The 20,816-nt window shown below is 69.7% G+C and carries 15 protein-coding genes; 11 read left to right on the top strand and 4 right to left on the bottom strand.

Annotated features, from left to right (window positions below):
• Positions 1-7: 7 nt before the first annotated feature.
• On the top strand, positions 8-1,318 hold the full coding sequence (locus BZB76_RS03690) for an MFS transporter (RefSeq protein WP_121432845.1): 1,311 nt from the start codon (positions 8-10) through the stop codon (positions 1,316-1,318).
• A gap of 247 nt (positions 1,319-1,565) precedes the next feature.
• Here BZB76_RS03690 and BZB76_RS03685 read toward each other — a convergent pair whose 3' ends face one another.
• Both BZB76_RS03685 and BZB76_RS03680 read right to left on the bottom strand, forming a co-directional pair.
• The gene (locus BZB76_RS03685; RefSeq protein ID WP_121432844.1) at positions 1,566-2,855 is read right to left on the bottom strand and encodes an adenosylmethionine--8-amino-7-oxononanoate transaminase; all 1,290 of its coding nucleotides are present in this window, start codon (positions 2,853-2,855) and stop codon (positions 1,566-1,568) included.
• Between the two features lie 20 nt (positions 2,856-2,875).
• Complete coding sequence (locus BZB76_RS03680; protein WP_121432843.1) at positions 2,876-4,366, bottom strand: CCA tRNA nucleotidyltransferase; 1,491 nt, start codon at positions 4,364-4,366, stop codon at positions 2,876-2,878.
• A 378-nt stretch (positions 4,367-4,744) separates the two neighbouring features.
• Between BZB76_RS03680 and BZB76_RS03675 the strand changes: the two genes are divergently transcribed.
• The 6 genes from BZB76_RS03675 (at position 4,745) to BZB76_RS03650 (ending at position 13,876) form a co-directional block, all read left to right on the top strand.
• Complete coding sequence (locus BZB76_RS03675) at positions 4,745-5,284, top strand: YbaK/EbsC family protein (protein WP_121432842.1); 540 nt, start codon at positions 4,745-4,747, stop codon at positions 5,282-5,284.
• A 172-nt stretch (positions 5,285-5,456) separates the two neighbouring features.
• Positions 5,457-7,841: a DUF6049 family protein gene (locus BZB76_RS03670; protein WP_121432841.1), complete on the top strand. Its 2,385-nt coding sequence runs from the start codon at positions 5,457-5,459 to the stop codon at positions 7,839-7,841.
• Between the two features lie 796 nt (positions 7,842-8,637).
• Positions 8,638-10,422 (top strand): murein biosynthesis integral membrane protein MurJ, encoded by a 1,785-nt coding sequence (gene murJ, locus BZB76_RS03665; RefSeq protein ID WP_420534761.1) that lies wholly within the window; start codon positions 8,638-8,640, stop codon positions 10,420-10,422.
• A gap of 255 nt (positions 10,423-10,677) precedes the next feature.
• Positions 10,678-12,318 carry a protein kinase family protein gene (locus BZB76_RS03660; RefSeq protein WP_121432839.1) on the top strand — a complete coding sequence of 547 codons (1,641 nt, stop codon included), beginning with the start codon at positions 10,678-10,680 and terminating at the stop codon, positions 12,316-12,318.
• Positions 12,319-12,488: 170 nt separating this feature from the next.
• Positions 12,489-13,112 carry an RNA polymerase sigma factor SigM gene (gene sigM / locus BZB76_RS03655; protein WP_199487230.1) on the top strand — a complete coding sequence of 208 codons (624 nt, stop codon included), beginning with the start codon at positions 12,489-12,491 and terminating at the stop codon, positions 13,110-13,112.
• Entirely contained in the window at positions 13,109-13,876 is a 768-nt protein-coding gene (locus BZB76_RS03650; RefSeq protein ID WP_121432838.1) for an anti-sigma factor family protein, read from the top strand. Before sigM ends, BZB76_RS03650 begins: the two co-directional genes overlap by 4 nt.
• Before the next feature lie 58 nt (positions 13,877-13,934).
• On the opposite strand, the gene BZB76_RS03645 is transcribed toward BZB76_RS03650, so the two are convergent.
• Entirely contained in the window at positions 13,935-14,507 is a 573-nt protein-coding gene (locus BZB76_RS03645; RefSeq protein WP_121432837.1) for a dienelactone hydrolase family protein, read from the bottom strand.
• A gap of 1,028 nt (positions 14,508-15,535) precedes the next feature.
• On the opposite strand from BZB76_RS03645, the gene trxB reads away from it, so the two are divergent.
• Positions 15,536-16,489, top strand: a complete 954-nt coding sequence (gene trxB, locus BZB76_RS03640) for a thioredoxin-disulfide reductase (RefSeq protein WP_121432836.1) — start codon at positions 15,536-15,538, stop codon at positions 16,487-16,489.
• A gap of 8 nt (positions 16,490-16,497) precedes the next feature.
• Complete coding sequence (trxA, locus tag BZB76_RS03635) at positions 16,498-16,812, top strand: thioredoxin (RefSeq protein ID WP_121432835.1); 315 nt, start codon at positions 16,498-16,500, stop codon at positions 16,810-16,812.
• Positions 16,813-16,883: 71 nt separating this feature from the next.
• Here the strand turns inward: trxA and BZB76_RS03630 are convergent, their stop codons facing one another.
• Positions 16,884-17,501, bottom strand: coding sequence for a GNAT family N-acetyltransferase (locus tag BZB76_RS03630; RefSeq protein ID WP_121432834.1), 618 nt, complete (start codon positions 17,499-17,501; stop codon positions 16,884-16,886).
• A 361-nt stretch (positions 17,502-17,862) separates the two neighbouring features.
• Between BZB76_RS03630 and BZB76_RS03625 the strand changes: the two genes are divergently transcribed.
• Both BZB76_RS03625 and BZB76_RS03620 read left to right on the top strand, forming a co-directional pair.
• Positions 17,863-19,095 carry an aminotransferase-like domain-containing protein gene (locus BZB76_RS03625; protein WP_121433426.1) on the top strand — a complete coding sequence of 411 codons (1,233 nt, stop codon included), beginning with the start codon at positions 17,863-17,865 and terminating at the stop codon, positions 19,093-19,095.
• Positions 19,096-19,194: 99 nt separating this feature from the next.
• Positions 19,195-20,136 (top strand): D-alanine--D-alanine ligase family protein, encoded by a 942-nt coding sequence (locus tag BZB76_RS03620; RefSeq protein ID WP_121432833.1) that lies wholly within the window; start codon positions 19,195-19,197, stop codon positions 20,134-20,136.
• Positions 20,137-20,816: the final 680 nt, after the last annotated feature.

Genomic DNA, 20,816 nt, shown 5'->3' with positions numbered 1-20,816 from the left:
TGATCAGGTGAAGGCAGCTGAACTGCCGGCGATCCTGCGCGGTCGGGACTTCCGGCGGCTTTATGGAACTCGGCTGGCCTCGCAGCTGACCGACGGCGTCTTCCAGGTGGCGCTGGCGGGCTACGTCTTCTTCTCACCCGAGCGGCAGACGACGGCGGCGAAGGCGGCGGCCGCGTTCGCGGTGACGTTGCTGCCGTACTCGGCGCTCGGCCCGTTCGCCGGGGTGTTCATCGACCGGTGGCGGCGGCGGCAGATCCTGGTGTGGGCGCCCGTGCTGCGGGCCGTCCTCGTCCTGCTCGTCGCGGGCGTGGCGGCGGCCGGACGGGACGGCCCGGCCCTCTTCGCCGGGGTGCTCGTCGTCCTCGGCGTGAACCGGTTCTTCCTCGCGGCGCTGTCGGCGGCGCTCCCGCATGTGGTGCGGCGCGACCATCTGGTGACGGCGAACGCGTTCTCGGTCACGTCCGGGACGGTCATCGCGTTCGTCGGCGGCGGCATCGGCTACCTTCTGCGCCGCGTCTTCGGCGCCGGCGACGGCGGGACGGCGCTGATCCTGGTGTCGGCGGCCGGAATGTTCCTCGTCGCCGGAATCATCGCGACAAGGCTGCCCCGGCAACTGCTGGGGCCGCACCCGCCCGAGGACGCCGTCCTCGACACCCGCCCGAACGCGCCACGGATCACGGAGTCCCTCAGCAGCGTCGTGGACGGCCTTGTCGACGGGGCCCGGCACCTCGCACGGCGACCGCAGGCGGCACTGGCGCTCGGCGCGATCGCGTTCCACCGCTTCCTGTACGGCGTCATCCTGATCATGACGTTGCTGCTGTGCCGCAACCACTTCGCGGACGGCCCCAACGCGGGCCTGGAGACGTTCGCGGTGATGCTCGGCCTGACCGGCGCCGGCTACTTCACCGCCGCGCTGATCACCCCGCCGGTGGTGCGGCGGATCAGCAAACAGGCCTGGGTGTCGTGGCTGCTCGCCGCGGCCGCCCTGAGCCTGCTCGGCCTCGGCCTCCCGTTCGCCGAACGCTCCTGGGCCGCCGCCGGGTTCGTCCTGGGCGTCGTGTCGCAGGGCGTCAAGCTGTGCGTCGACACGACCTTGCAGGAGAGCATCGACGACGCCTACCGGGGCCGGGTCTTCGCCGTCTACGACATGCTGTTCAACGCCATGTTCGCCGCCGCAGCAGCGGCCGCCGCGACCTGGCTTCCCTCGGACGGCCGCGCCGAGATGACCCTCCTCGCCGTAACCGCCGCCTACGCCGCAGGCGCCGTCGCCTACCGCACAGCCACAGCCCGCGCCCGCCGTCCCGCCGTACTCCTTTAAGGCTCATCAGAACGTTCGCCTGACGGCTGTTTCGCTCCAACTGTTCAGGGCTGCTCGCCTGGCGACTCGCAACCTTGATCGTGACGGCGCGAACGCTGCCCTTGCGGTACTTACGGCCGTTCTGGGCCGCTCACCCGGCGGCTGTGTCGATCCGAGGCCCAGGACTGTGTGTAAGTGCGGTATCGCTTCGTGCTCACGATGTGGCTGGGCCTTCGACCAGACCCTTGGTCTGTCAGGGCGCTGTGGGTCAGAGGGATTCGGCGATGGCGTTGATGGCGGTGGCGATGTGGTGGACGTCGTCGTCCGTGCAGATGTACGGGGGCATCGTGTAGATCAGCTTGCCGAAGGGGCGGAGCCATACGCCGTGTGCCATCGCGATCTCCTGGACGGACGGGACGTCCACCGGTTCACGCGCCTCCATCACCCCGATCGCGCCCAGCACTCGGACGTCCGCCACCCCGGGCAGGTCGGCGGCGCCGAGGAGTTCGCTGGTCAGGATCGCCTCGATGGTGTCCACCTCGTCCCGCCAGTCGCGGGACATCAGCAGGTCGATGGACGCCGACGCGACCGCCGCCGCCAGCGGGTTGGCCATGTACGTGGGGCCGTGCATGAGAACACCGGCCTCGCCGGAGGTGATCCCGTGGGCGACGCGGTCCGTGCACAGCGTGGCGGCCATGGTCATGTATCCGCCGGTCATGGCCTTGCCCAGGCACATGATGTCGGGGACGACCTCGGCGTGGTCACAGCCCCACAGTTCACCCGTCCGGCCGAACCCGGTGGCGATCTCGTCCAGCACCAGGAGAAGCCCGTGCTCGTCGGCGATGTCGCGCAGCGCGCGCAGGTACTCGGGGGCGTAGAACCGCATGCCGCCGGCACCCTGGACGATCGGCTCGACGATGATTCCGGCGAGTTCGTCCGCGTGCTCGGCGGCGAGGCGGGACAGCTCGTCCAGGTACTCGGCATCGGGTTCGGCGGAGTAGCCGAGCGGCGGTTGGGGCGCGAACACGTGCTGGCTGAGAACGTCGGTGAACAGGTGATGCATGCCGTTCACCGGGTCGCACACGGCCATGTCACCGAAGGTGTCACCGTGGTAGCCGCCGCGGACGGTCAGCAGCCGCCGCCGCTCGGGCCTCCCCTGCGACCGCCAGTACTGCAACGTCATCTTGATCGCGACCTCGACCGCGACGGACCCGGAGTCGGCGAAGAACACCTTCGTCAGCGGCTCAGGCGTGATCTCGACCAGCCGCTCCGCGAGCCGGACGGCGGGCGGGTGGGTGAGCCCGCCGAACATCACGTGCGCCATCTTGCCGAGCTGCCCGGTGACGGCCGCGTTCAGCTTCGGGTGGTTGTAGCCGTGCACGGCCGCCCACCACGACGACATCCCGTCGATCAGCTCGGTCCCGTCGGCGAGCGTCAACCGGACCCCGTCCGCCGACACCACCGGCTGGACGGGCGCGGACGCCGGCATCGGCGAGTACGGATGCCAGACGTGCTCACGGTCGAACTCCAGCAGCCGCTCGGTCTCCCGGGGGCTCATCCGACCAAGCTGCAACGGGATCATTCGGCGCCGCCCTCGTCCGCGGCCCGCTCCGCCTCGTCGTCGGGGAGGATGCCCTCCTTGGCGGCCCAGCGGCGCAGTTCGTCCGCGGCCGCGTCCTTGCCGATGATGCCACGGTCCAGGCGCAGGTCGAGGAGGAAGCGGTACGCCTTGCCGACGAGCGGGCCCGGGGTGATGCCGAGAATCTCCTGAATCTCGTTCCCGTCGATCTCCGGGCGGATGGAGGCCAGCTCCTCTTCCTGCGCGAGCCGCTCGATCCGGCGTTCCAGGTCGTCGTAGGTGCGGCGGAGGCGGTCGGCCTTGCGCTTGTTGCGGGTCGTGCAGTCGGCGCGGGTGAGCTTGTGCAGCCGCGAGAGCAGCGGGCCCGCGTCACGGACGTAGCGGCGGACGGCAGAGTCCGTCCATTCGCCGGTGCCGTAACCGTGGAAGCGCAGGTGCAGTTCGACCAGCCGGGACACGTCGGCGATGACGTCCTTCGAGTAGCGCAGCGCCGACAGCCGCTTGTTGGCCATCTTCGCGCCGACGACCTCGTGGTGGTGGAACGACACTCGTCCGCCCGATTCGAACCGGCGGGTGCGCGGCTTGCCGATGTCGTGCAGGAGCGCCGCGAGCCGCAGGACGAGGTCGGGCCCCTCCTTCTCCTGGGCGATGGCCTGTTCCAGGACGATCAGCGAGTGCTCGTACACGTCCTTGTGCCGGTGGTGCTCGTCGATCTCCAGCCGCAGCTTCGGCAGTTCGGGCAGGACGTGCGCGGCGAGGCCCGTGTCGACGAGCAGCGCGAGGCCCTCCCGCGGATACCGGCCGCAGATCAGTTTGGACAGCTCGTCCCGGATTCGCTCCGCGGAGACGATCTCGATGCGGTCGGCCATGTCCGTCATCGCCTGGACGACGTCAGGCGCGACCGTGAAGCCGAGCTGGGACGCGAACCGGGCGGCGCGCAGCATCCGCAGCGGGTCGTCGTTGAAGGAGTCCTCGGGACGGCCCGGGGTCCGGAGCACCTTGCGTTGCAGGTCGACGAGCCCGCCGAACGGGTCGACGAACTCGTGGCCGGGCAGCCGTGCCGCCATCGCGTTCACGGCGAAGTCGCGGCGGCGCAGGTCCTCCACCAGGGACGTCCCGTACGACACGCTGGGCTTTCGGGACTTCGGGTCGTAGGACTCGCTGCGATATGTCGTGATCTCCAGCTCGACGCCGTCCTTGCGGAGACCGACCGTGCCGAACTCGATGCCGATCGTCCAGTGCGCGTCCGCCCAGCCCTTGATGATCTCCAGGGTGCGTTCGGGCGGCGCGTCGGTGGTCAGGTCGACGTCCTTGGTCGGACGGCGCAGCAACGCGTCCCGGACGGGGCCGCCGACCAGCGCCAGCTCGTGACCGGCCGCCGCGAACCTGACGCCGAGATCGTCGGCGACAGGCGCGATACGGCGCAGCAGCTCGGCGATCGCGGTGCGCCGCGAGGCCTCCGGGGTCACGTTCTGGTTGGGCACGGCCATCGAGCGTATTTCCTTGGTAGACGGGCTGACAAAAGACTTTCCGGTGATCAGCGGGGTGCCGCACGGAGTCCTTGCGGGGCCGAGGCCCGAGGCTCTTCACAGGTGACGATCCCCGAGTTACGTTCTGGGCACTCCGTTGAACGCCGGGGCGACCTCCGATGAGCCTCCCGCACGAACAACGGTAGCGGGATCTCGAAGGGCCACGGTCCGCCGCACCCTGCGGCGCAGCCGTATCGGGAGGGCTTCACGCACTACACGCGCTGGGTTAAGCCAGACGTCTCGGGCATATGGGGATATTCCACAGCATGTGGAGCACGGGGTGTCGGGACAACTCGGGTCCGGGGGTCAGCGGGACGAACCCCGCGGGATGGAGCCAACATGAAGGACGCCCTCGCCATCCACCGCGCGCTGCTCGAACTGGAGACGGTCCACGAGATCGTGCGGCTCCCCGTCGCGTTGGCCCATGCCGACGAACTCCCCAAGGCGCTCGGCCTCCCGGCGGACCGCTGCCTGGTGACCCGCGTCTACGCCTGCGACGGGCGGGAGCGGCCGTTCCTGACCGGTGTGATCGTCCCGGCGGGCGTACGGCCGTCCCTGGACGCGGTCGGACGCGCCGTCGGCGCCGATGTCGTCCGTCCGGCCCGCGCCGACGTCGTCAACGCCGTCACCGAATACGCGGCCGGACTCGTCTGCCCCCTCCTCCTGCCGGACGACATGCCGCTCCTCATCGACCAGCGCTTCGTCGACGGTCACCCCGCGGACAAGGTCGTCTACACGGCCACCGGCGAGGCGTCGACGGCACTCGGCATCCGGGGACGCACCCTGTACGGGCTCTGTCGCGCGACACCGTCCGTTCTCTTCCACGAGCCGTCCTCGTCCCCTGCCACACGGAGCGAACCACGACGCACGGTCGCCTGAACTCACCGGAGTCACAGTCGCGGCGGTCGAGCGATACCGATCCGTGCCACAGGTGGACCGGACGGTCTGACGGAGCCCCGCAGCGGACTACCATCGGGGCCGTGGTGGGGGAAAACGACGCCCGCCGTTCCGGGGTGGGCACGGCCTCGGACGGCTCCTGGCCGGACACGGCGTGAGGAGAGTCAAGCGCGCGGTCGCGCTGGCCGCCCTGCTGCCCTGGATCGCGATGGCGGCACCCGCGACCCTGGCGTCCCCCGCCACCGCGAAGACCGCCCAGGCCCCGGCACAGGCACGGGAACGCACGCCGGTGGGGCTCGCGCTCACCAAGGTCAGCCCGAAGCCCATCCGTGAGAACTCCCGTATCGAGATCTCCGGACTGGCCAGGAACCGGACGGACGAGCCACTCCCCGGCCTCACCATCCGGCTGCGCTACAGCGCGCAACCCGTCAACAGCCGCAGCCAACTCGACCAACTCGCGTCCGGCCAGCCGAATTCGCTGCCCAACATCGGTCCACAGCAGCAACTCCCCGGCGCGACACAGCCCGGCGCGCAGCAGGCTTGGACGTTCAAAGCCACCACCAAGGCCCTACGGCTGCGCAGCCCGGGAGGCGCGCCCGGCGTCTACCCGGTGGGCGTGGAAGTGCTGAACTCCGCGCAACAGGTCGTCGGCGGAATGACGACCTTCCTGACGTTCATGCCGAAGAACAGTCTGTCCAAACCGGTGACGGTCGGTTGGGTCTGGCCGCTGATCGACCGGATGCACCGAACCAGCGACCAGACCTTCTTCGACGACCAACTCAGCAAGGACATGTCGCCGGGCGGACGGCTCTCGAAGCTCGTCCGCGCGGCCGGTGCGAGCGACACGCCGATCACGTGGGCGATCGATCCGGCGCTACTGGACGACGTCCGAACCATGGCGTCCGGCGACTACAGCGTGAAGCCCTTCAACGGGAAACGCGCCGGTAAGGAGAAGAGCACCGTCGCGTCGTCCTGGCTGACGGCGCTGAACACGGCGTCCAGGGGCGACCCCTACTTCACCGTCCCGTACGGCGACCCCGACGTCGTCGCTCTCGTCCGGCACAAGATGTGGGGCGACATCTCTGACGCGTTCGCCACGAAGAACACCGATGTCGCGACAAAGGCGCTCGGACGGGCACCGGACACACATGTCGCGTGGCCGCCGTACGGCATGGCGGGCGGCGGGACCATCGGACAACTCGCCAAGCACGCCCTCAAGGACGGCGGGACGTTCTTGATGAGCAGCTCGCAGTTCCAGAACCCGCAAACGGGGGCGATGCCGAACGCCACCACGACGGTCGAGACGAATGCGGGCCGGAAGACCGCGCTCGTCTATGACGAGAAGATCAGCCAGATCGTCAGCAAGGGAACGAAGTCCGCCGCCGGTGCGGCCTTGGCCGAGCAGCGGTTCCTCGCCGAGACGGCGATGATCGCGGCGGAGACGCCGAGCGTGTCGCGCACCATCGTCGTCGCGCCCGACCGGCAGTGGGACCCCGCGCCGGGATTCGCCGACCGCCTGCTGTCCTACACCAAGGACGCGCCCTGGCTACGGGAACAGCCGCTGAGCAGGATCGCGTCCCTGAAGCCGCAGGACAGGGTCCTCCAGATCTACGACGACGACAACGAGGCCCTGGAGCTCAGCGACGCCCACCTGGAGCAGACGCAGGACATCGCCCGGGAGGCCGCGGAGTTCCGCGCGGTCATGACCGGCCCCATCGAGATCTCGTACGAACGGGCCGTCCTGCGCATGCAGTCGGTTTCCTGGCGCAAGAGCCCCGGCCGCGCCAAGGTCGCCCGCAGGAGCCTCGCGACCGAACTCGACGGCCACATGGAAGGCGTCCGCATCGTCACCACCAAGAACAAACGGGTGTTGATGGGCGGCAGCACGGGCAAACTGCCGGTGCTCGTGGAGAACACGCTGAAGAACCAGTCCGTGAAGGTCCGTCTCGTCGCGAAGTCGGAGAACAAGGCGAAACTGCGGCTCGGGCAACTGGACCCCGAGGACGCGGTGATCGAGCTGCGCCCCGGAGAACGGGCCCAGCGCTGGATTCCCGCGAAGGCCGCCGGGAACGGCAACTTCGAGGTCAAACTGACGCTGGTGATCCCGAACTCGGGCGGCCGGACGTTCGGCAGCGGCGAGACAATCATCGTCCGGACCACCGGATACGGACGTCTCGCCCTGCTCATCACCGGTGGCGGACTTGCCGTACTCTTCGTGGGCGTCGGAGTGCGGGCCATCAGAGCAAGGCGCCGCCGGAAATCGGAGGCAGCCGGTGACGGGTCGATCGGATCGGGATCGGCAGGGACGACGGGACAAGGGAACGGATACCCCGGACCCGGCTTCCCAGGGCCCGGGCTACCCACCGCCGGATTCCCCGGAACACACGGGACAGGGCTCCCCGACCCAGGGCCCGCCCCCACCCCCGGGCCAGAGCGCTTCCCCGGCGCCGGGCTACCCCACACAGGGCACCCCCCAGGGCCCGGGGTATCCGGCGCAGGGCATTCCCCCGGCACCGGGCAACCCGACGGGCCCGGCTGACCCACCGGAGCACCGCCCGTCCCACGCACGTCCACCCCAGGCCTACCCGGCACAGGGACACCCCCAAGCACAACGGGGCCCGTACCAAAGGCCGCCCCAACAAGAGCGACCTCCCTACGGCCAACCGCCCCAGGGACCGCCGCCTCAAGGGCACTCGCCCCAACGACCGGCACCCCAAGGACCCTCCCCTCAGGGACACGCGTCTGAAGGACCCGCACCCTATGGGCGCGCGTCTCAAGGCCGCGCGTCGCAAGGACCGGCACCTCAAAGACCACCGTCCCAGGGACCCCTACCTCAAGGACCGGCACCTCAGGGACCCGCACTCCAAGGACCCGCGTCGCAAGGGCACGCGTCGCAAGGACCGGCACCTCAAGGACCCGCACCTCAAGGACCACCGTTCCAAGGACCCTCCCCACAAGGACACGTACCGCAGGGACCGGTGCCCCGGGGACCGGTGTCTGAAGGACGCCCACCCCATGGGCACGCGTCGCAAGGACCGGCACCTCAAGGACCGGCGCCCCAGGGACCGGCGTCTGAAGGACCCGCACCCCATGGGCACGCGGCTCATGGGCGCGCATCCCAAGGACCGGCGGCTCAGGGTCCCGCATCTCGAGGACCGGCTTCTCAAGGACCGGCATACCAGGGGCCGCTGTCTCAAGGGCCCTCGCCTCAAGGACCGCATGGTCCCGCGTCTCACGGGTCCGCGCCTCAGGGGCGGCCGGCTCCGGGGGAGGCGTTCTCCGGGTATCCGGAGCAGGGGCCGCGGCATGGACGGCATGCGCCGCAAAACCCGCCGATCCATCCGGGGACGCCGCCGGTTCCGGGTGCGCGGAATCTCGCGGCCGAGACGGCGCTGGACATTCCCGCCGCAGGTGGCCGGGCGCCCGTCGGCGAGACCGTCGTCGACCTCGCCCCCGGCGAGCCGTCGGGGGACGACGGCGGGAAGGACGGCGGGTCCGGTGGGATCCTGCGGTCCGGCGCGATCATGGCGATCGGCACGATCGCGTCCCGTGTCACCGGCTTTCTGCGGACCGCGGTCATCGTCGCCGCGCTCGGTACCGGGATGCTCGCCAACGCCTACAACACGGCCAACACCATCCCGAACCAGATCTACGACCTGCTGCTCGGCGGCATCCTGACGAGCGTCGTCGTGCCGATCCTGGTCCGGGCCAAGGAACGCGACCGCGCCTACGGCGAACGGTACGAGCAGCGCGTCTTCACGCTCGCGGTGCTCGGTCTCGCGGCGCTCACGGTCATCTCGGTCCTGTGCGCGCCACTGTTCATCGATGTCCTCGCCGGCAGCTACACCGGTGACCAGCGCAGGGTCGCCGTCCTGTTCGCGCAGTTCTTCCTGCCGCAGATCTTCTTCTACGGTGTCGGCGCGTTCGCGGGGGCCATTCTCAACACGCGCGGGAGCTTCGGGGCGCCGATGTGGGCGCCGGTGCTCAACAACATCGTGGTGATCGCGGTCGGCGGCGCGTTCCTGGCGATCACGTCCGGCCGGGTCGATCCGTCCACGATCACCGACGGACAGCTGATGCTGCTGTCCATCGGCACCACCGGCGGGATCGTTCTGCAGACGGTCGCGCTGTGGCCGTCGCTGCGCCGGGTCGGGTTCCGGTGGCGGCCCAGGCTGGACTTCCAGCGCGGCGAACTCGGCGAGGTCGGGCGCATGGCCGGCTGGACGCTGGTGTACGTCCTCGCGACCCAGGCCGGGCTCACCGTCGTCACCGCCCTCGCGAACCGGGCCGGGAAACTCGCCAGCGCGGCGGGGGCCGGCGAAGGGTACGGGTACACGCCGTACTTCAACGCCTACCAGCTGTTCCAGCTCCCCTACGCGATCGTCGGCGTCTCGGTGATCACCGCGTTGCTGCCGCGGATGAGCCGGTTCGCGGCCGAGGGGAAGACCGCGGACGTGCGCGCCGCGTTCTCCAGCGGGCTCCGGCTCTCCTCGGTGATCATCATGCCCGCGGCGGCGCTGATGCTGGTGCTCGGCCCCGAGATCACCACCGTGCTGTTCGCGCATGGCAACACGACGTCCGAGGACGCCCTGGTCATCGCGCGCATCATGCAGATGTTCGCGATCGCGCTCGTGCCGTTCTCCACGTACCAGCTGATGCTGCGGGTCTTCTACGCGTACGGCGACACCCGGACGCCGGCGCTGGTCGGCCTCGTCGCCGTCTCGTCCAACATCGTCATGGCGTTCGCCGCCTACAACGTGCTGGACGTCAAGTGGATCGTGATCGGCATCGCGGGCGGCTTCGCGATCACCAACACCGTCGGCGCCCTCACCTGCTGGCTCGTGCTGCGCCGCAGGCTCGGCGGCATCGACGGGCGCCGTATCGTCGGTGGGCATCTGAAGTTGCTGGTCGCGCTGTGGCCGCTGATCGGTTTCGCGTACGCCGCCCGTACCGTCGCGGACGCCCTCGGCGACACCGGGACGCTCCTTCCGGCGCTTGTCACCCTGGTCGTCGGCTCCGCGGGCGGTGGCCTGCTGTACGTGATCTTCGCCAGGCTGCTGCGGGTGGAGGAGGTCCAGTCGACGATCGCCATGTTCGCCCGCCGACTGCCGGGCCGCTGACCGTCCCCCAGAAGATTTGTCCGACTTGTCCGAAATCGCACGGTGACCCGGCCGGACGTCGGAAAGCCGGGCAAAGGAAAGCCGCAAAGTAAAAAGGACGCGCGGCGATAAGGCGGCCACTCGGACGAGTAGCCACTACCATGTGGGGGAGCACGGCTTGCGGGGCGACACCCTGGGGAACGCAAAGAGGAGGGTCGGAGGCGTAAGCTGCCACGCCACGAACATGGGATCTGACCACCTGTGCAGGACGTTGCCGTGAGCACGTCAGTCATTGAGCCCGGTACCCGTCTCGCCGGCCGCTACCGTCTCGAGGAACGCATCCGCGACTCCGGTGGATCGTCCCTCTGGAAGGCCATCGACGAGATCCTCGCGCGGGCCGTCGCCGTCCGCACCTTCGATCCCGAAAATCCCAGGATCGCCGATGTCGTCACGTCCGCCCGCGCGGCGAGCCGGCTGACCGACCCGCGCCTCACCCAGGTGTTCGACGCCGACGACAGCGGCGAAAGCGCCTATGTCGTCAGCGAATGGGTCGCCGGCGAGACCCTGGAGGGAATGCTCGGCAAGGCGCCGCTCGAACCCGGGCGCGCCGCGACGCTGCTGTACGAGGCGGCCGAGGCGATCGCCGCCGCGCACGCCGCGGGCCTGTCGCATCTGTGCCTCACGCCCCGCGACCTGGTCTGGACGACCGGCGGCACCGTCAAGATCCTCGGTGTCGCGACCGACGCCGTCCTCGGCGACCGGCGCTCCGACGACCCCGCGGGCGACGATGTCCGCGGCCTCGGCCGGATGCTCTACGCCGCGCTCACCGCGCACTGGCCCGGCGACGACGACCGGTCCGACCTGCCCGCCGCACCCGCCACCGACGGCGTTCCGCACGCGCCCCGCCAGGTCCAGGCCGGCATCTCGCACGCGATCGACGCGATCGTCTGCCGCTGCCTCGGCATCGGGCCGGGCGAACCGCTCGCCACCCCCGCCGACCTGGCCAGGGCGCTGCGCGGCGTGCCCCGCACCCCGCTGCCGCTGTTCGCGGGCCTCGGCCACCCCCAGCCGCCGACGCCGCGTCCCGCCCCGCCGGCCGGACGGCACAACGCGCAGCACCCGCCGTCCCACCGCCACGGCGCCGCGCCGACCGCGCAACACCACCAGCCTTCGCACGAGACGACGGTCTCGTCGCACGTTCCTCCGCCACGGACCCGCAACCGCCGCGAACCACCGCCCCCGGCGGCGCCGACCACCCGCCCGACACCCGCCCACGGCTCCGGCGCGCACGGCGCCTCACGCCGCCTCGGCAACCGCGCGCTCATCGGCGTCGCGGCGGCCGCGCTCACCGTCATCGTCGGCCTCGGTGCCTGGGCCCTCTCCAGCAAGGGCTCCACGGACGACCCCGGCACGAAGGGCGTCGCCGATCCGAAGAAGTCCAGCGCGCCCCCCACCCCGTCCGCCACCGCCCTCGACATCCGGAGCGCGGAGGGCATCGACCCGGAAGGCCAGGACGGCGGCAAGGGCCAGGCGAGGGGGCGTCTGGCCATCGACGGCAAGGACGGCACCGTCTGGCGTAGCTCCTTCTACACCTCACCGGAGTTCGGAAATCTCAAGGAGGGCGTCGGGCTGCTGCTCGACATGGGCCGACCGGTCACGATCAGAGAGATCAAGGCCGGGCTCCCCGAGTCGCCCGGCGCAACGATCCAGGTGAAGGTCGGCAACACGGCCGACCCGAACGCGATGCAGAAGGTCCAGACGATCACCACGTCCGGGTCCGGTGCCACGTCGATCAAGCTCCCCGGCCCGCGTACCGCCCAGTACGTGATGCTGTGGTTCACCAAGCTTTCCAACGGTACGGACGGGCGGCTGCGCGCCGAGGTCAGCGAGGTCACCGTCCTCGGTTCGCGTAACTGACCCGTTCCACCCGGCGAAACTTGCGGCTGTGACGTGGTGCGGCGCTTGTCTGTATCGTGCCTGTGAGCAGATTGTCCCTTCGCCCCCCAGGAACCTGTGGTGCCAACCCCAGCAGCCGGTCGTGGACGTCCGGCGCCTTTTGGGCGTCCCGAACGAGAAAGCGGTCGCTCATGACGTCGGTGAGCATGCGTCGCGTCGACGAGGTGCCCGACAAGGAGCTCCTCGCCCGTCACGCCCAGGGGGATCCGCACGCCTTCGCCGAACTCGTCCACCGCCATCGCGACCGCATGTGGGCCGTCGCACTACGCACCCTCGGCGACCCCGAAGAGGCCGCCGACGCGCTGCAGGACGCCTGCCTCTCGGCGTTCCGCGCCGCCGGACGGTTCCGTGGCGACGCCGCCGTCACCACCTGGCTGCACCGCATCGTGGTGAACGCCTGTCTGGACCGCATCAGGCGCAAGTCCGTCCGGCCGGCGACCCCGATGGGCGATGACGCCGCGTTCGACTCCGTCGCACCGAAGATGCCCGACCCGACCGACGCGCACGGCGTGTCCCTCGACGTCCACACCGCGCTCGGGCAATTGCCCTTCGAGCAGCGCGCCGCCCTCGTCCTCGTCGACATGATGGGCTATTCCGTCGACGACGCCGCGCAGGTGATGGAAGTCCCACCCGGAACGATCAAAAGCCGTTGCGCGCGGGGACGCGCCAGGCTGGCCCCCCTTCTCCACCACCACCGGAACCGACGGGAACGCAAAAACGTCGGAGGTGTGGAAGGAGGTGGCATGCCCAAGTGAACCCCGCACATCTCGACTACGACGTCTTGGCCGACCTGGCCGAGGGACTACTCGAAGACGACGAAGCCGCCTCCGTCAACGCGCACCTCGACACCTGCGCAGAATGCCGTGACCTGTCCGCCGACCTTGCGGACGTGTCCCGGCTCCTGGCGGAGGCACCCGCGCCGTCCATGCCCGCCGAACTGGCCGAACGCATCGACACCGCCATAGCGGCGGAGTCGCTGAACACTGCCACCGTGGTGAGCCTGGAGCAGCGGCGCGGAAGGCGGCATTGGCGGATACTGTCGGCCGCCGCCGCGGCCGTGGTCGTGCTCGGCGGCGGAGCGGCGGTCGGAATGAGCGCCATGGACGACACCGGCGGCGACAGCACCCGGGCGGCGACACCGCCGCAGGACAAGGCGCACCCCAGCATCGCCGGAGAGCGCGGCCTCGCCCCGAACGCGGAGCCGGTACCCGCGTTCGCGGTCACCCACAGCCGCACCCACTACCGGGCCGGGACGCTCGCCCAACAGGCCGGCCAGGTCATGTCCGGCAACCGGGAACTACGCGCCGCCGACGCACCGGACGCCCGTCTCCGCGGCTGCGTCCTCGGCATCGTCCAGGAACGGAAACCCGTTCTCGTCGACCGGGCCGAGTACGAGGGCAAGCCGGCGACCGTGATCGCGGTGCCCGGTGACCGGCCGGGCAAACTGCACCTGTGGGTCGTCGGCCCCGAATGCTCGGCCCAGAACCAGCACGTTCTCCGCACGCTGAAGAACGGCTGACCACCCGCCTCGAAGGTCTGTGGACGGCGGCGGGCATGTCGCTCGCCGCCGTCCGTCCTCAGCGGGACGCGAGGAAGTCCTGCGCGATGGCCCAGGCCCGTTCAGCGGACTCTTCGTCGTAGTCGGGCAGGTCCGGGTCGGTGAACAGGTGCCCGGCGCCCCGGTACTGGAAGACCTCCACGTCCGCGCCCGCCTTCCGCATCCGCAGATACCAGGCGTTCAACCAGTCGACGGGCTCCCACGTGTCCGGGTCGGCGACATGCAGTTGCACCGGTATGTCGGTGGACGCGTCGTCCGCCATGTCGGACGTCCCGTGCATCAACAACAACCCGCCCGCGTTCGCGTCGGCGAGCGCGAGGTTCTGGGCCAGGGCCCCGCCGAGCGAGAACCCCGCGTAGACGAGGCCACCGTCGTCCACCAGCGGGGCGGCCGCGGCGATCGCACGGCGCAACAGCTCGTCCCGTCCGATCTCCTCCTTGATCTCGATGCCCTCCTCAGCCGTGTCGACGACCCGGCCGCCGTACAGGTCGGGGACATGCACCTCATGCCCCACCGCCCGCAGCCTGTCCGCCGCCTGCCGCACCGCGGGCCGCAGCCCATACATCGAGTGAAGAAGCAGAACCCGTGCCATACCCCCACCCTAGAAGCCCCAGCAATCCCACCCGGCAAAGGACGGACTACGACAACGGGCCCCAGCACAGCGCACAACGTTCCCAACCTCAATCGGTCTGAGGAACAGCACGCGCGATCGCGGTGATCCACCGAGGCCCGGTCTGCGCTGCGACGTCCACCACACGCTGAAGCAAGGACGTCCCCGCCGCCCAGGCCGTAACGAAAACCGCGACGCGCCCACAAAGCGCGGCCCACGGCGGTTCCAACTTCGGCCCGCCCCCGGACGACAGGGCAACGGCACATGCGGGCGCAATGATCCACCGAGGCCCCGTATGCGGTGCGACGCCCACCACACGCTGAAGCATGGACGTCCCCGCCGCCCAGGCCGTACGAAAACAGGCACGCGCCCACAAAGCGCGGCCCACGGCGGTTCCGATTTCGGCCCGCCACCGGACGACAGGGCAACGGCACATGCGGGCGCAATGATCCACCGAGGCCCCGTATGCGGTGCGACGCCCACCACACGTTGAAGCAAGGACGTCCCCGCCGCCCAGGCCGTAACGAAAACCGCGACGCGCCCACAAAGCGCGGCCCATGGCGGTTCCGACTTCGGCCCGCCCCCGGACGACAGCGGCAACAGCACACGCGGGCGCGGTGATCCGCCGAGGCCCGGTCTGCGCTGCGACGTCCACCACACGCTGAAGCAGAGACGTCCCCGCTGGCCCCCCTACAGCGTTCGAGACCGCCGAGGCAGAGGCGGCCACGCCGAAGGCGGCCGTCTCAACCGACGTGGCGCTCGCCCATCGCGTGCAGCACTGCGAGCCGCCCTTGCGCGTGGTTGCTGTGGACGCGACCACCGGGCGAACAGCCCTGACGGGATCAGCCCGGCACAGGCGCCAGGAGGGCGGCCTGGCACGGGAATTCAGTAGACACAGCGGCCGGGTGGGCGTGCCTGAGCGGGAGCGAATAAATACAGCCTAGGATCTGTTGACGCGACTGGCAGGCCGGGTCGCGCGGCACCGGCGGCCATGGAGGAGAGGCAGAACTGTGAGCGACGTCCGCAACGTCATCATCATCGGCTCGGGCCCCGCCGGCTACACGGCCGCGATCTACGCGGCCCGCGGCGACCTGAAACCGCTGGTGTTCGAAGGATCGGTCACGGCCGGTGGTGCGCTGATGAACACCACCGACGTGGAGAACTTCCCCGGCTTCCCGGACGGGATCATGGGGCCCGATTTGATGGACAACCTGCGCAAGCAGGCCGAGCGGTTCGGCGCCGAACTCGTCACCGACGACGTCACCGAGGTGGACCTCACCGTCGACCCGAAGGTCGTCAAGGTCGGCGACGAGACCCATCTCGCCAAGACCGTGATCGTGGCGACCGGGTCCGGTTACCGGGAGCTGGGCCTGCCGGACGAGAAGCGGCTCTCGGGACGTGGCGTGTCGTGGTGCGCGACCTGCGACGGCTTCTTCTTCCGCGAGCAGGACATCGCGGTCGTCGGCGGCGGCGACACGGCGATGGAAGAGGCGATCTTCCTCACCAAGTTCGCCCGCTCCGTCACCGTGATCCACCGCCGCGACCAGCTCCGTGCCTCGAAGATCATGCAGGATCGGGCGTTCGCCAACGAGAAGATCAAGTTCCTGTGGGACAGCGAGGTCACCGCCATCCACGGCGATGACCGCGTCACCGGTGTCACCGTCCGCAACACCAAGAGCGGCGAGCAGTCCGCGCTGGAGATCACCGGTCTGTTCATCGCGATCGGCCACGACCCGCGCAGCGAGCTGTTCGCGGGCCAGTTGGAGACCGACACCGACGGTTACCTGCTTGTGGACGCGCCGACGACGAAGACGAAGCTGCCCGGCGTGTTCGCCTGCGGGGACGTGGTGGACCACACCTACCGTCAGGCCATCACCGCCGCCGGCACCGGCTGCGCGGCCGCCATCGACGCCGAGCGGTGGCTGCAGGACCGGGACGCCGCTGAGACCGTCCCCCAGGTTTGAGGAGAACGATGAAAGCGGTGACCGACGCGGACTTCGCGTCCGAGGTGTTGGCCAACGACAAGCCCGTCCTGGTCGACTTCTGGGCCGAGTGGTGCCCCCCGTGCCGCATGGTCGCGCCGATCCTGGAGGAGATCTCCAAGGAGCACGGCCACAAGATCGAGATCGTCAAGCTCGACATCGACCACAACCCGAAGGTGCCGCAGGAGTACGGCGTCATCCAGATCCCGACGATGAACATCTACCGGAACGGTGTGGTCGTCAAGCAGATCATGGGCGCGAAGCCGAAGGCGGCCCTGCTCCGCGACCTGGCCGAGTTCATCTGACCGCGCACAGCCGTGTGGCCCGCACTCCGTCCGGGAGTGCGGGCCACACGTGCAAAGCGCCTCAGAACACCTCAGACGGGTCGTAGCGCCCCTTCCGGAGTCATGGACCCCAGGAGCCTTTCCAAGGCCACCTCGACGTCCTCACGCCACGACAGCGCCGACTTCAACTCCAGCCGCAGCCGCGGATACCGGTGATGCGGGCGGACGGTCTTGAACCCGACCGACAGCAGATAGTCGGCGGGCACCATGCACCCGCCCTCCTCGCCCTTCAGATCACCGAACGCCTCGATCGCCTTCACCGCGCGCCGGGTGAGGTCCTTCGCGACGCCCTGGACGAGCATCCGGCCGAGCCCGCCGCCCGAGAACTCCGGCAGGATGTGCGCGGTCATCAACAGGACCGCGTCCGCGCTGACCGGACTCGTCGGAAACGCCACCGAGCGCGGTACGTACAGCGGCGGCGCGTACATCACGAACCCCGCCGGAACGTTGTCCACGTAGACGATCTTGCCGCAGCTGCCCCACTCCAGCAGCGTCGAGGAGATCCACGCCTCCTTCTCCAGGCCCGAGTCGCCGCTGTCCAGCGCACGGTCCCGGCTCACCGGATCCAGTTCCCAGAACACGCAGCCTCGGCAGCGATGCGGCAGATCGCTCAGATTGTCCAGCGTGATGTTGACGAGACGACGCGACACCGGGACGGCACCCCCTGTTGCGATCCTCGTCCGCCGGTCTGGAAACCCGTGGCCTCTCGGCGGAACGCCTCTTCGCTGAAGCTCCCGGCACGTTCCGGGATCCTCGGGCATCGTATCGGACGGCACACCACGCCCCCATCACCCGCAGCACCACCTCCCCGCAAAGAACGCGTTTCCCAACGAGACGGACGCGTGGCGGGTCCGAACTCGTCTCTGGCGCCGTCCGTCCGGGGGTTCACCAAGGTCCAGGACGTTCGATGCCGTAGTTTGCAGGAAGGCCAGTTCATTCCGGAGGTGCCTCGTGGAACAGCACTCGCGTACAGATGCCTACACCGATCGCTACGCCGCCCGTGCCGCCGGCATGGTGCCTTCGGAGATCCGGGCCCTGTTCGCGATGGTCGCCCGTCCCGAGATCGTCTCGCTCGCGGGCGGCGCGCCGTACGTCTCCGCGCTGCCTCTCGACGCCGTCGGTCAGATGATCGGCGACCTTGTCGCGGGTAAGGGCGCCGAGGTGCTGCAGTACGGCTCCGCACAGGGCGACGAACGGCTCCGCGAGCACATCTGCGAGGTGATGGCGCTCGAAGGCGTCCAGGCGTCCGCGGACGACATCGTCGTCACGGTCGGCGCCCAGCAGGCGCTCGACCTCATCACCAAGATTTTTGTGGACCCGGGCGATGTCGTCCTCGCCGAGGCTCCCTCCTACGTCGGAGCGCTGGGGACGTTCGCCGCATATCAGGCGGACGTCGTCCATGTCCCACTCGACAACGCGGGCCTCATTCCCGCCGCCCTCCGCGAAACCCTGGCCCGGCTCCGCGCGGACGGCCGCCGGGTGAAGTTCCTCTACACCGTTCCGACGTTCCAGAACCCCGCGGGCGTGACCCTCACCACCGCCCGCCGCGCCCAGATTCTGGAGATCTGCGCCGAATACGACGTGCTCATCGTCGAGGACAACCCCTACGGACTCCTCGGCTTCGAGGACGACCCCATGCGCGCCCTCCGCGCGGACGACGCCGAGCGCGTCATCTATCTCGGTTCCTTCTCCAAGACGATCGCGTCCGGACTCCGGGTGGGATGGGTGCTCGCCCCCCACGCGGTGCGGGCGAAGCTCGTCCTGGCCGCCGAGTCAGCGATCCTGTGCCCGTCGAACTTCTCGCAACTGGCCGTCCGCGAGTACCTCGCCACCCAGCCATGGCGGGAGCAGATCAAGGACTTCCGTGAGCTTTACCGGACCCGCCGCGACGCGATGCTCGAATCCCTCGACCAGCTCATGCCGGACGGCTGCACCTGGACACGTCCCGCGGGCGGATTCTTCGTCTGGCTGACCCTCCCCGAGGGCCTCGACGCCAAGGCGATGGCCCCGCGCGCCATCGCCGAACGCGTGGCATACGTCCCCGGCACCGGCTTCTACGCCGACGGGACGGGCCATCGGCATATGCGCCTGTCCTACTGCTTCCCCGAGCCCCACCGGATCAAAGAGGGCATCCGCCGCCTCGCCGCGGTGGTCGAACAAGAGATCCGCCTCCGCGACATGTTCGGCGAGACCGCCGCGCACGATTCCACCGGCTTCCAGGCTCCGGGACCGGACATCATCTAAATGTTTCACGTGAAACGCGCCCCCGCCGAGGGGTGAAATGATCGCATCGGACGCTCCGGCTCCGAACGCCGGCGCGTGATCACCAGCTAAGGGGCATCAGTGGAACTCGGGCATGTCGTCGTCCTGGCCGGAGGGCTCTCCTATGAGCGAGAGGTCTCGCTCCGCTCCGGTCGCCGGATCACTGACGCGCTCCGCGCCCTCGACATTCCGGTCGAACTTCGCGACGCGGACGCGACACTCCTGGATTCGCTGTCCGACGACCCGCCGGACGTCGTGTTCCCCGTCCTGCATGGCGCCGCCGGGGAGGACGGCTCGATCCGCGACGTCCTCGAACTCCTCGATGTCCGCTATGTCGGTGCACAACCCGACGCATGTCGCGTCGCGTGGGACAAGCCGACCGCCAAGTCCGTCGTCCGTCGCGCCGGCCTACGCACCCCCGACTCGGTCGCATTGCCGAAGGAGGTCTTCCACGACCTCGGCGCCTCGTCCGTCCTCGACCAAATAATCCGCAGCCTCGGCCTCCCGCTCTTCGTCAAACCGACCCGGGGCGGCTCCGCACTCGGCGCCTCCGTCGTCCACGAGGCCGCCGACCTGTCCGCCGCCATGGTCGGCTGCTTCGCCTACGGCGACGCCGCCCTAGTAGAGCAGTACGTCTCCGGCACCGAAGTCTCCGTCAGCGTCATCGACCGCCAAGGCGAACCGACCGCCCTGCCCGCCGTCGAGATCGTCGCCCCCGGCGGCCTCTACGACTACACCGCCCGCTACGACGCCGGAGACACCGAGTTCATCACCCCGGCCCGCCTAACCCCCGACGCCACCGCCCGCGCCACCGCCGCGGCCGTCACCGCCCACCGCGCCCTGGGCCTCCGCGACCTCTCCCGCACCGACCTCATCATCTCCCCCGACGGCGAAGTCCACTTCCTGGAAGTCAACGTCGCCCCCGGCATGACGGAAACCAGCCTCTTCCCCCGAGCCATCAGCGTCGCCGGCCTGGACCTGGGCGAAGTCTGCCGAGACCTCCTCCTAACCCGCCTCCCCTGACCCCGAAGCCCCCGTCGAAGCCAAACCGGTCGCAGGGCGACCGATCGCCCATCCGACCGGCGACGTTTCACGGGAAACCTCGCGGCGCCAACAGGCGGCCGGGCCGTCTGCAGGACGGCTACAAGGTGGACGAAGGCCCCCTCCTCCCGGTGGGAGGAGGGGGCGGTGCCCGTAAGGCCCGCGTGGTCGAACTGCCCCAGGCTGGGGTGCCGTTCGACGGGTTGTCCGGCCGCTTCGATCTCCTCCAGGATCTCCTTACTTGGCGGGAGGCGTTCGTTGGGTGGGGCACGGCTCATGATTTCCGCGAGGACACCGCTTGCGGGAGGCCGACAGCCTGCGACCGACGCCTCACCTCTCGACGCGTCGCCCTCAGCGGGGCGTCCGCGGGCCAGCGAACGCCCTATTCAATCCGCGATGTTTCCCGTGAAACATCGCGGCGCTCGCGGGGCGAGGCGCCAAGTTGGACGAAGACCTCTTCGACGCGAACACAACTCGCCACGTCGTGCGCAGCACGGGTGTACGACCGCCGTCGTCGATTCGCTGGTTTCCAGCGGCCCTTCCTGGTGCGAGTGGCCGAGCAGCATTGCTTCCCAGCACCCCCACGGACGTCCCGCCCAACACTGCTCGGTTCCGTCAGCGGGCGTCCGACCGGCGTTTTGTTGGGAGGAGTGCCATGGTGC

The organism is Actinomadura pelletieri DSM 43383 (genome assembly GCF_003634705.1).
Taxonomy (GTDB): Bacteria; Actinomycetota; Actinomycetes; order Streptosporangiales; family Streptosporangiaceae; genus Spirillospora; species Spirillospora pelletieri.
The sequence above is the reverse complement of the archived record's forward strand: the minus strand, read 5'-3'. Positions and strand labels throughout refer to the sequence as shown.

Coding starts and splice junctions, on each gene's coding strand:
- BZB76_RS03685 (WP_121432844.1), bottom strand. CDS start 2,855: ATGAGCCCCCGGGAGACCGAGCGGCTGCTGGAGTTCGACCGTGAGCAC.
- trxA (WP_121432835.1), top strand. CDS start 16,498: ATGAAAGCGGTGACCGACGCGGACTTCGCGTCCGAGGTGTTGGCCAAC.
- BZB76_RS03625 (WP_121433426.1), top strand. CDS start 17,863: ATGGTGCCTTCGGAGATCCGGGCCCTGTTCGCGATGGTCGCCCGTCCC.
- BZB76_RS03645 (WP_121432837.1), bottom strand. CDS start 14,507: ATGGCACGGGTTCTGCTTCTTCACTCGATGTATGGGCTGCGGCCCGCG.
- sigM (WP_199487230.1), top strand. CDS start 12,489: ATGACGTCGGTGAGCATGCGTCGCGTCGACGAGGTGCCCGACAAGGAG.
- BZB76_RS03675 (WP_121432842.1), top strand. CDS start 4,745: ATGAAGGACGCCCTCGCCATCCACCGCGCGCTGCTCGAACTGGAGACG.
- BZB76_RS03680 (WP_121432843.1), bottom strand. CDS start 4,366: ATGGCCGTGCCCAACCAGAACGTGACCCCGGAGGCCTCGCGGCGCACC.